Origin of the sequence: Bifidobacterium jacchi (assembly GCF_009078285.1) — a bacterium.
Classification (GTDB): Bacteria; Actinomycetota; Actinomycetes; order Actinomycetales; family Bifidobacteriaceae; genus Bifidobacterium; species Bifidobacterium jacchi.
This window is the reverse complement of sequence record NZ_RQSP01000001.1, coordinates 169,987-180,932: the sequence shown is the minus strand read 5'-3', so window position 1 is coordinate 180,932 and position 10,946 is coordinate 169,987. Positions and strand designations below refer to the sequence as shown.

Below are 10,946 nucleotides of genomic sequence, written 5' to 3'. Positions count from 1 at the left end.
GGCGGCGTCAGCGGGCGGGATGGATGAGATCCCAGCCGCGTCCCAGCACCTCGGCGTACACCTCGTCGGGGTCGAGTCGGCGCAGCTCCTCGCTGAGGCATTCCTCAAGCGTGCGGGCCGGCACCGAGATCGACTGCGGGGTCTGCCCGGGCGTGCTGATGACGGCGATCGCCTTCTGCGTGCTCGGCCGTTCCAGCGACAGCACGCCATCCGCGCGCGTCAGATACACGCCGGTCACCGCGTCCGCGTTCGGATCGTCCTCGATCGCCACCGACACGCCGAGCTTGAGGCGCAGCCATGCGGCGAGCATGTCCATCGGGAGGAAATCCTTCGGTCCGGTCACCCGAGCGGAGATGATCGGCAGATGCGGCGGCTGATCGAGCATGGTCGCGAGCATCGCCCGCCACACGGTCAGGCGCGTCCACGACATGTCGATGTTCTTCGGCGAACGGTTGCGCCGCAGATCCTCGATCGTGCGCAGCGGATTGCTGGAGCGCATCGCATCGGTGATGCGGCTGCGTGCCATCGCGCCGAGCAGATCCTTCGACGGGTTCGCCGGCGCTTCGGTCGGCCACCATGCCACCACCGGCGCGTCGGGCACGAGCAGCGGGATGACCAGCGTGTCGGGATGGTGGACGAGTCCACCGCGCGGGCGCAGCACGATGATCTCGCCGGCGCCGGCGTCAGCACCGAAACGCACTTCGGCATCGAGATTCGACGTCAGCGGGTCGGCCGCCAGATCGGCCGCCATGCCGCCGTTCGGGTCGATGGCGGCAAGCTGGGAGGCGCTCAATCCGGTCTTGCGCTCGGCGGTCGCATCCTCGGCGGTTGTTGCGGTTGCACCGGTTGCGGTTGCGGCAGCGGTTGCGGTTGCGGCGGTTGCCTCATCGGATGATTCCGACGTCGCCGCCGCGCCCGACTGCGGCACGATGGCGATCACGCGGCACGGATGCTCACGGCTGGCGGCGTTCGCGACTTCCAGCGCATGCTCAAGCTCGTCGTCGTTGGTGGCGATGAGCAGGGTGAGCACGCGCCCGGTGGCGGACTCGCCGCGCTCCTCGTGCAGTTCGTCGATTTTGCGCGAGATCTCGCGCGTTCTGGTATTCGGCAGTTCGATGATCACGGTATCCTCCAATGACGTCCGTCTCGTGCGAGCATCTCATCGGCCTCGGATGGGCCCCAGGTGCCGGAACGGTAGGGTTCGGGCTGGCCGAGTGTGGACCAGAACTCCTCGATCGGGTCGAGGATCCTCCAGCTGAGGTTCACCTCCTCGGTCGTGGGGAACAGCGGCGGATCACCGAGCAGCACGTCGAGAATGAGCCTCTCGTAGGCTTCCGGCGAGCTTTCGGTGAACGAACGGCCGTAGCTGAAGTCCATCGACACGTCGCGCACCTCCATCGACGTGCCGCCCGGCACCTTGGCACCGAATCGAATCGTCACGCCCTCGTCGGGCTGCACGCGGATCACGATCGCGTTCTTGCCCAGTTCGCGCGTCGCCGTGGATTCGAACGGCAGGTGCGGCGCGCGTTTGAACACGACGGCGATCTCGGTGACGCGCTTGCCCAGACGCTTGCCGGTGCGCAGATAGAACGGGACACCGGCCCAGCGTCGCGTGTCGATGTCGAGACGGATGGCCGCATACGTCTCGGTCGTCGAATTCGGGTCGATGCCCTTTTCGTCCAGGTAGCCGACCACATCATGCGAGCCCTGCCAGCCGGCCGCATACTGGCCGCGCGCGGTGTGCGCCGCCAGATCGCTGGGCAGCCGCACCGCGGAGAGGATCTTCGTCTTTTCGGCGGTCAGATCGGATGCGGTGAAGCTGACCGGCTCCTCCATCGCGGTCAGGGCGAGCAGCTGGAGCAGATGGTTCTGGATGATGTCGCGCGCCGCGCCGATGCCGTCGTAGTAGCCGGCTCGACCGGCCACACCGATGTCCTCGGCCATGGTGATCTGCACGTGATCGACGTAGTTCGCGTTCCAGATCGGCTCGTACATGGCGTTCGCGAAACGCAGCGCCAGAATGTTCTGCACGGTCTCCTTGCCGAGATAGTGATCGATGCGGAACACGCTCGACGGGTCGAACACCTCGGAGACCACGCGGTCAAGTTCCTTGGCGCTGGCGAGATCATGGCCGAAGGGCTTTTCGATGATGACGCGGCGCCATGCCCCCTCGCTGGACTTCGCCAGTCCGCAGTCGGCGAGCTGGCGCGCCACGAGCGGGAACGCGCTCGGCGGCACGGACATGTAGAAGGCGTGGTTGCCGCGCGTGCCGCGGTCGCGGTCAAGTTCGGCGACGGTGTCGGACAGGCGCGCGAAGGCGGCGGGATCGTCGAATGTGCCCTGCACGAAGCGCAGTCCCGCGGCCAGCTGCGTCCAGGTGCTCTCCCTGAACGGCGTACGGCAGTGCAGCTGCACGTTCTCCTTGACGAAGTTTCTGAAATGCTCCTCGGTCCAGTCGCGGCGCGCGAAGCCGGTCAGGCCGAAGCTCGGCGGCAGCAGGCCGCGGTTGGCCAGATCGTAGATCGCCGGCAGCAGCTTCTTGCGTGCCAGATCGCCGGTCACGCCGAAGATGACGATGCCGCACGGCCCGGCGATGCGGGGCAGCCTCAGATCGCGGGGGTCTCGAAGCGGATTCGACCAGTGTTCCGTCCTCGCGACGGAGTCTGATGTGGTTTCGTTCATGCTTCCATCCTAGCGAGTGGCGTCGTTGATCGCCTCATGAATACCGTGAGCACGCTCACAGCCGAAAAAGACGGCCGTGTGCGGCAACTCCAACGTCGTTGTCAACTGTGCCGCACAGACCTTTGTGAAGTGCCCGAGATGCGATTCGAACGCACGACACCCGCTTTAGGAGAGCGGTGCTCTATCCCCTGAGCTACCCGGGCAGCAAAGGTCCACTATACATGATGGCCGGACCAATCGCATGGGCAGCTGTGCCGCCGCGTGCATGGCGACGGCGCATGCGGTATCGTGTGGGGGATGACGGTTGGGAGGTTGACATGGCGACACGGACTGCGTCGAGGGGAACGTCTGCGAACGGATCGAATCGTTGGCGCAGTGCGGATTCGGATGGCGGCCGCGCTGAGCTGATTCGACGTGCCATGGCTGATCGTGATGATCGCATTGATCATGCCGATCGCACCGGGCATGGCGGGAGCGGGCGCATGCGGCGGAACGCCGCCGGTTCCGGCTCCCGCGGCACCGGTTCGCGCAGCACTGGTGCGCGCGGCACCGGTTCGCGCGGAGCTGCGCGCGGTGCTGCGCGCGGTGCGGCTGCGTCCCGTTCGCGAGGCGCGTCCGCTTCACGCTCGTCGGCATCCGCGTCCCGTGGATCCTCCCATTCCGGTGGAATCTCCCGATCCGGCTCCTCCTCGTCACGTGGCGACTGCACCCAGTCGGCGGCGGTCATGTCTCCGCTGCGTCGGGTCGCGCGTCGTCCGTTGACTTGGCTGTCGGTGCTGCTGCTGGTGTTCTCGCTGCTTTCGGTGATCGCGCGATCATTGCCCGCTGATTGGCAGGCGCTGCCCTACGTGCCGATGGTGATATCCACCACGCCGTGGTTTGCGTTGGTCGCGTTGCTGTCGTTGTTGTGTGCGCTTATCGCCCGGCGGCGTGTCGTCGCCTTATTGGCCGCCGCATGCGCCATCATCGAGATCTGGTGGCAGGCGCCGTTCTTTCTTCCGTTGTCGCCGCTGCCTCAGCGCGCGGTCGAAGCGGTGGCTGCCGCCAGTGCGAACACGGCCGATGGCTATGCGCGCGTGATGACGTGCAATGTATATAAAGGTAGGGCCGACGCGAAGGCCATCGTCGAGGCGGTGCGCGATCAGCGGGTCGAGGTGCTCGCCTTGCAGGAGACGACGGATGATTTCGTCCAGCGGCTGAACGATGCGGGCATAGAGCGCTACCTTCCCTATGCGCATGTCGCCTCGTCGGATGGTGTGTTCGGCAATGGCGTCTGGTCGGCCACGCCGATGGACGGCGTTGTCGATGATGAGGTGAATTCCATCGCCTCGTTCATGCCGGCCGGTACCGTGCGGTTCAACGACGGCAAGACCCGTGTGCGGTTCGTTTCGGTGCATACCACGTCGCCGGTCACGGGCTATTGGGCGTATTGGAAGCGTTCTCTCGACGAACTTGGTCGGCTGCGGTCGCGCAATGAGACGACGTATGTGTTCATGGGGGATTTCAATGCGACGTGGGATCACGCCTCGTTCCGCGAGTTTCTTGGAGATCGTTTCCAGGATGCGACCCGGCTGTCCGGCCACGGGTTCACGTTCACCTGGCCGGCTGATCGCGCGCCGATTCCCGAATTTGCCGGCATCGATCATATTGTGCTTGATCGCGGCATGCGATCCGGCCAGATGCAGGTGCTGCCGATAACCGGCTCCGATCATGCCGCGCTGCTCGCCACGATCGCCGTCAACTGATCCCGCTCCGCCACGGTACTCAGTCATTCAGGCGATATTCGCCTGGGCCGAACCGTGAAGCGGACAATCCGGTGGATTGTCCGTAGGCGAGGTGAGGCCGTAGGCCGAAGGGTACTCAGGCCAGATTGGCCTGAGTACCCGCCGTATTTGCGTTGGTGCCCTGGTCGGCCGCTGCGGCGTCGAGTCGGGCGCGCACGTCGTTCAGCAGCGTCTGCGCGCGCTTGGCCAGCGCTTCGCCGATCTCCCACTGGCGCATGGACTGGTCGAGGTTGAGTCCTCCTGCCTCCAGTGCCTGAACGGCCTGAATGAGCTTGTCGCGAGCCTCCTCGTACGGCATGCGCGCGATCGCCTCTCGTTCCTTGTCGGTGAGCGTGGATGCCGGCACGCTGGTCGGCTTGGTGGCGTTGATCGGTGAAGCGGTGTTTGCTGGGGTGGTGTTGTCGGTCATGATTGGTCCTTTGTGTTGATGTCGATGTGTGTTGATGTCGAATTCGCTGTCGCAGGTTGTGGATGCAGGGCATTCATGCGGGGCGTCAGGAGACGGTGGCGTTGAGTCTGCCTCGCCGCAGGGTGATGGCGAGCGGCTCGCCGGCATGCACGGCGGTCGGATCGTCGAGCACATGTCCGTCGTCTGTCTGCACGACCGCATAGCCGCGGTCGAGTGTGGACTGGGGACTGAGCGCGGTCAGGCTCGCATGCAGTTTCTCCACGGTCAGGCTTGCATCGTCGACGATGCGACGCAGGCCGATGTCCATGCGGCGCCGGGCGTCGTCGATGAGTCGCTGATGCGGCTCGAGCATGGTGTGCGGTCTGGTCAGGCTCGGACGGTTCGCGTATCCTTCGACCAGTCGGATCTCATTGTCCACCTTCGCGCCGATGCGCATGCGCATGCGCGATACGGCGTTGTCGATGAGCTGCAATTGCTCGCGCACGTCGGGCACCACCTTCTTGGCGGCGTCGGTGGGGGTGGATGCACGCAGATCGGCGGCGAGGTCGATCAGAGTCCAGTCGTCCTCGTGGCCGATCGCGGAGATGATCGGCGTGACGCAGGCGGCCGTGGCACGGACCACCGACTCGTCCGAGAATCCGATCAGATCCTCGAAGGCGCCGCCGCCTCGCGCCACGATGATCACGTCGACCTCGGGGTCGGCGTCGAGCGTGCGGATCGCGTTGACGATGTCCGGCGGGCATTGGGGTCCCTGCACATGCGCGTGGATGACCTTGAACCGCACGGAGGGCCAGCGAAGGTTCACGTTTGTGATCACGTCGCCCTCCGCCCGGGCCTGCGGGGCGCAGATCAGTCCGATGCATGAGGGGAACTCCGGAATCGGCACCTTGCGGTCGGCATCGAACAGCCCTTCCCCTTTGAGCTTGCGGCGCAGCTCGTCGATCTGCTCCTTGAGTCCGCCCCCTGTGCCGATCTTGCGAATGTCGTCGCCGATGAAGCTCAGTCGCGTCTGCTTGACCCAGATGTCGGCCTTGCCGTGCACGACCACGCGGTCGCCTTGACGGAATCCCGCGGCCTTGGTGGCGAACGTGCGCCATCCGGACACGGAGATGGCGACATCCTCGAAGTCATCGCGCAGCGTCATGTAGGCGGACCCGGCTCGACGGGTGTTGATTTCGGTGATCTGGCCGCAGATCCACGCGGCCGGCCACCGCTCAACGGCCATATGGAACTTCTGGCTCAGCATGGCGACCGGCCACGGATTGTCGGCGGTCGTTTCGGCGGCGAGGCGGGGCAGCTGATCGGCCGGCCGGGGCACGGGCGCGCCGACTGCCGCTCCGGCGGCGTTCTCAATGACGGGCGCGGTGCCGTTCGTCTGATATCCATTGCTCCAATTCATGCATCCAGCGTTCCTTATATAACGGACAATCGCGCGAGGTTCGATCGCCGTGCCGCATGGTTCGTCGGGTGCTCGGCGTGTCGCGTCCGGCAGATCTCCGGTCGCCGCACCGGAGACGTGCCCGGTGCTGCTTCGCGACACGCCCACGATGCGGATTCACACAAATCACACTATCGTAATTTCGGCGCTATTTAGCCAAAAACCACTGTATTTAGGTTATCGTCGGCGTGTTGCCACTACATCTAGGGATGGGGTTGTCGTACAGTCTTCTGTGCAACGAAATCACAGTCATGTAATTCGGCCCGCAAGATCGGGGCCGCAGGAGGACGAGAACATGGAATCTCAGATGCTTGAAGCCGTCGTGACGGCCGCCCCGACCACGTCGGGAACAGTGCTTGTCGAGAAGCGCGACGGCCGCGTGGTCGATTTCGACCCGGTCAACATCATCGAGGCGGTCAAGTCCGCCTTCGCCGATCTCGACAAGCAGGTCGGTCCCGAGGAGGAGCAGCTCATCCGCGGTTTCGCCAATCAGGTCGAGGGCGAGATCAAGGAACGCTACAACGGCCCCGCCAAGATCGAGGACATCCAGAACCTCGTCGAGCATGCGCTTATCGACGCGCACCTGTACGACGTGGCGCGCGCCTACACCAACTACCGTCTCGACAAGGACATCCAGCGCGCCAAGGCCACCGATGTCAACGAGGCCGTCGCCCGGTTCATCAACCAGGACCCGACCCTCATTCACGAGAACGCCAACAAGGATGCCAACGTCTACGCCACCCAGCGTGACCTGCTCGCGGGCGCCGTGTCCAAGGCGGCCGCGTTCAACATGCTGCCGCCGGCAGTCGCCAACGCGCACATGAAGGGCGACATCCACTTCCACGACGCCGACTACTCGCCGTTCACCGCGCAGTCCAACTGCTCGCTGCCCAACTTCTGGGACATGCTCGCCAACGGCTTCACGCTCGGCAACGCGCCGATGGCCTCGCCGAAGTCCATCGCCATCGCCGCCACGCAGATCACGCAGATCATGAAGGACGTCGCCTCCAGCCAGTACGGCGGCCAGACCGCCAACCGCGCCGACGAGCACCTCGCCCGCTACGCCCGCCTCGACTACGAGAAGTTCCTCGAAGAGGCCCGCGAGATGATCCCCGACGACATGCCGATCGAATTCGCGCGTCGCCAGGTCGCCAACGCCAAGGCCAACGAGCCCGCCAAGCTGCATTTCGAAAAGGGGCGCGAGGCGCTGCCGATGGATACGCCGTTCCACACGGATGCCGACGAAATCGAACAGGAGCGCGAGATCCTCGCCAAGATCCGCACCCGCAAGGCCATCTACGACGCCATGCAGACCATGGAGTACCAGATCAACTCCAACCGCGTCTCCAACGGCCAGACCCCGTTCGTCACCGTGGGCTTCGGCCTCGGTACCGACTGGTTCGCCCGTGAGATCCAGCGCGCGATTCTGCTCAACCGCATCCGCGGCCTCGGCAAGGACCACCACACCGCCATCTTCCCCAAGCTCGTGTTCACGATCCGTCACGGCGTCAACGCCGACAAGGGCGACCCGAACTACGACCTCAAGCAGCTCGCGCTCGAATGCGCCACCAAGCGCATGTACCCGGACGTGGTGTTCTACGAGAACATCGTCAAGATCACCGGTTCGTTCAAGGCGCCGATGGGATGCCGTTCGTTCCTGCAGGGCTGGATCAACCCGGCCACCGGCAAGGACGAGGAGGACGGCCGCATGAACCTTGGCGTCGTCTCCGTCAACGTGCCGCGCATCGCGATCGAATCCCACGGCGACAAGAACCGGTTCTGGAAGCTGTTCAACGAGCGCATGGAGGTCGCCCATCAGGCGCTCCAGTTCCGTATCATGCGCTGCAAGCAGGCCACGCCGGTCAATGCGCCCACCCTGTTCCGCTATGGCGCTTTCGGCCGTCTCGGCGCCAACGACAACGTCGATCAGCTGTTCAAGAACGAACGCGCCACCGTCTCGCTCGGCTACATCGGTCTGGCGGAGGCCACGGCGGTGTTCTACGGCAAGAACTGGATCCGCGACCACGGCTGGGACCCGCAGGGCAAGGAGTTCGCGCTGTCGATCGTCAAGCGTATGAGCGAGCTGTGCAAGCAGTGGAGCAAGGCCGAAGGCTACCATTATTCGGTGTACTCCACGCCGGCCGAATCCCTCACCGACCGGTTCAACCGGATGGATCGCGCCAAGTTCGGCCGCATCGAAGGCGTGACCGACCACGACTTCTACACCAACTCGTTCCACTACCCGGTATGGCTGCAGCCTACGCCGATGGAGAAGCTCAACTACGAGAAGGACTTCCCGTACTACGCCTCCGGTGGCTTCATCAACTACTGCGAGTACCCGTGCCTGCAGGATAACCCGAAGGCGCTCGAGGCCGTGTGGGACTACGCCTACAACATCGGCATCGGCTATCTTGGCACCAACACGCCGATCGACCACTGCTTCGTATGCGGCTTCCAGGGCGACTTCGAGCCCACCGACGAGGGATTCAAGTGCCCCGAGTGCGGCAACTGCGACCCCGACAAGTGCAATGTGACCAAGCGCACCTGCGGATATCTCGGCAACCCCGTCCAGCGTCCGATGGTCCACGGCCGCCACGAGGAGATCTCGCACCGCGTCAAGCACATGAGCGGCGAGACCGGTCATGTGACGCTCGCGAGCGGCGAGACGCGTGAATGGTTCGAAGAGGCCAGGTAACGTTATAGCGTGAGGCGCGCAGGCCTCCCATGATGTGTTGTCCGACACGCTCCGGGCCGCTCAGGCCGAGTCTTTACGGTCGGACAACACATCATGGGAGGCCTGCGCTTATCATCACACTCGATATTACGATTGGAAAGAGCGGAAACGGAACATGAGTGCGCAACTATCCCATGAGTCCCATGAGATCAAGCGGCATGATTTCGCGGCGGGGGAGACCGGGCGCGGGCCGTCGGTGCCGTCCGGCGGGCTCGCCAACGATCCGAAGGCCGGCCAATGGGACGGGCGGCTCATGTCGAAGCGCATGATCGCCGACTACAAGACGTTCGTGGTAACCGACGGCGAAGGCGTGCGCAATTCACTGTACGTATCCGGCTGCCCGTTCCACTGCGTCGGATGCTTCAACTCGTCCATCTGGGATTTCAAAGCCGGCCATGAGTACACGCCGCGGCTGGAGGAGCGGATCATCGACGATCTTCGCGCGCCATGGGTGCAGGGCATCACGTTCCTCGGCGGCGAGCCGATGCTCAACACACCGGTGCTGCTGCCGCTTGCACGGCGCATTCGCGACGAATTCGGCGATGCCAAGGACATCTGGTGCTGGACCGGATACACGTGGGAGGAGCTGATGCGACCGGGGGAGACCCCGGACAAGCTCGAGTTGCTGCGGCTCATCGACATTCTCGTGGATGGCCGGTATATCGCCTCCCAGCATGATTCGCTGCTGCAGTTCCGCGGATCGCGCAACCAGCGCATCCTCGACGTGCCGAAGTCCCTTGCGGCCCATGCCCCGGTCATCTGGGCGAAACTGCATGATCAGGAGCGGCAGATCTCCGAGATCTATCTCAAAGACCGCGTGGCGGGCGAGGACTCCCAGGCATCCTAGTGGTCTTTCTCGCAAATAGTCGAGGGGTCCAGCTTCTGTCTCTTTCGCCCAGTCAGCTTCGCTGACAGCCCGGTCTTGTAAAGTACGGACGCGCTCCGCGCGAAGTCTGCCGGCTCGCCGGTCGGCTCGCACAGCACCTACAAACCTGTGGGACGCAATGCGATTGCTGCTCGTTTGGGCGTTGCGTCCCACGCCCCTTTCAGCATCACAGCGAATACTCAGACAACAATCAGGCAAAAACGTTGAACAATGGCGGTTCAAGCACACGTTCATCACGACGGAAGCGACACGAGGAGAGACGCGCGTGGGACGCAACACAAAAACCGGCTCATCCCGCACTGCGTCCCGCAAATCAGTGGAACGGAACAGCTGCGTTTCACAGCCACGGGATGATAAAATGGTGCTTTTTGTCATTGCGTGGCTGTGCGTGTCGTCACACGACGCATCGTGACCGCTTACATGCCGTCGCGTGCGCCGATTTCATGGTGTTTTGCAGTCATGGAATCGAATGTGACCGGTGACATAGAGTTGCGTGGCTCGGCGGACAGCCACGGGATGATAAAAAGGGGATTTTTGTCATTGCGTGGCTGTGCGTGTCGTCACACGACGCATCGTGACCGCTTACATGCCGTCGCGTGTGCCGATTGTCTCCTTCATTTCGGGTGCTTCTGTGGTTATCGTGGGTGGTGGTTCGTTGCTGAGCCGTTGGGATGGTAGAGGGATGGGCGCTTTTCGAGTAGGTTACTCATCGACCGCTCATCGACCAAGAAGAACCACGGAACTTGCGCTCAGTGGCATCCCTGCTCTGGCATCCTTCTCCGACTCCCCTCCTGCGCCTTTCTCTACCTTTCTCGCTTGCACTCGCTCGCACCTCCTCGCTTGTGCCTCGCTTGTGCTTCCTTGCACTTCCTTGCACTTCCTCGCGCTTCCTTTGCGCAAGGAATTGTCGGGATTTGCCCTGAGTTCGTAGAATCCTTGCGCTAGGCGGCGTCTCAGCGCAAGGATTTTTCGGAATCGTCCTTGAGTTCGTAGAATCTTTGCGCTAGGCACTG

At 63.6% G+C, this 10,946-nt stretch carries 7 protein-coding genes and 1 tRNA gene; 3 read left to right on the top strand and 5 right to left on the bottom strand.

The window, feature by feature from the left end:
• Positions 1–7: 7 nt before the first annotated feature.
• The 3 genes from EHS19_RS00700 to EHS19_RS00690 all read right to left on the bottom strand — a co-directional run bounded on the left by EHS19_RS00700 (position 8) and on the right by EHS19_RS00690 (position 2,885).
• Entirely contained in the window at positions 8–1,123 is a 1,116-nt protein-coding gene (locus EHS19_RS00700) for a glucose-6-phosphate dehydrogenase assembly protein OpcA (RefSeq protein WP_151915868.1), read from the bottom strand.
• The gene (gene zwf, locus EHS19_RS00695; protein WP_151915867.1) at positions 1,120–2,682 is read right to left on the bottom strand and encodes a glucose-6-phosphate dehydrogenase; all 1,563 of its coding nucleotides are present in this window, start codon (positions 2,680–2,682) and stop codon (positions 1,120–1,122) included. Before zwf ends, EHS19_RS00700 begins: the two co-directional genes overlap by 4 nt.
• Positions 2,683–2,812: 130 nt before the next feature.
• Positions 2,813–2,885: transfer RNA gene (locus EHS19_RS00690), tRNA-Arg, on the bottom strand.
• Positions 2,886–2,999: 114 nt separating this feature from the next.
• Here EHS19_RS00690 and EHS19_RS00685 point away from each other — a divergent pair.
• On the top strand, positions 3,000–4,427 hold the full coding sequence (locus EHS19_RS00685; RefSeq protein WP_151915866.1) for an endonuclease/exonuclease/phosphatase family protein: 1,428 nt from the start codon (positions 3,000–3,002) through the stop codon (positions 4,425–4,427).
• A 115-nt stretch (positions 4,428–4,542) separates the two neighbouring features.
• On the opposite strand, the gene EHS19_RS00680 is transcribed toward EHS19_RS00685, so the two are convergent.
• A complete protein-coding gene (locus tag EHS19_RS00680) occupies positions 4,543–4,875 on the bottom strand; it encodes an exodeoxyribonuclease VII small subunit (protein ID WP_151915865.1) in 333 nt (110 codons plus the stop codon).
• An 85-nt stretch (positions 4,876–4,960) separates the two neighbouring features.
• Complete coding sequence (xseA, locus tag EHS19_RS00675) at positions 4,961–6,274, bottom strand: exodeoxyribonuclease VII large subunit (protein WP_151915864.1); 1,314 nt, start codon at positions 6,272–6,274, stop codon at positions 4,961–4,963.
• 334 nt (positions 6,275–6,608) lie between these two features.
• Here xseA and nrdD point away from each other — a divergent pair, with 334 nt between their 5' ends.
• Both nrdD and nrdG read left to right on the top strand, forming a co-directional pair.
• Positions 6,609–9,008, top strand: a complete 2,400-nt coding sequence (nrdD, locus tag EHS19_RS00670) for an anaerobic ribonucleoside-triphosphate reductase (protein WP_151915863.1) — start codon at positions 6,609–6,611, stop codon at positions 9,006–9,008.
• A 154-nt stretch (positions 9,009–9,162) separates the two neighbouring features.
• Positions 9,163–9,894 carry an anaerobic ribonucleoside-triphosphate reductase activating protein gene (gene nrdG / locus EHS19_RS00665; protein WP_151915862.1) on the top strand — a complete coding sequence of 244 codons (732 nt, stop codon included), beginning with the start codon at positions 9,163–9,165 and terminating at the stop codon, positions 9,892–9,894.
• Positions 9,895–10,946: the final 1,052 nt, after the last annotated feature.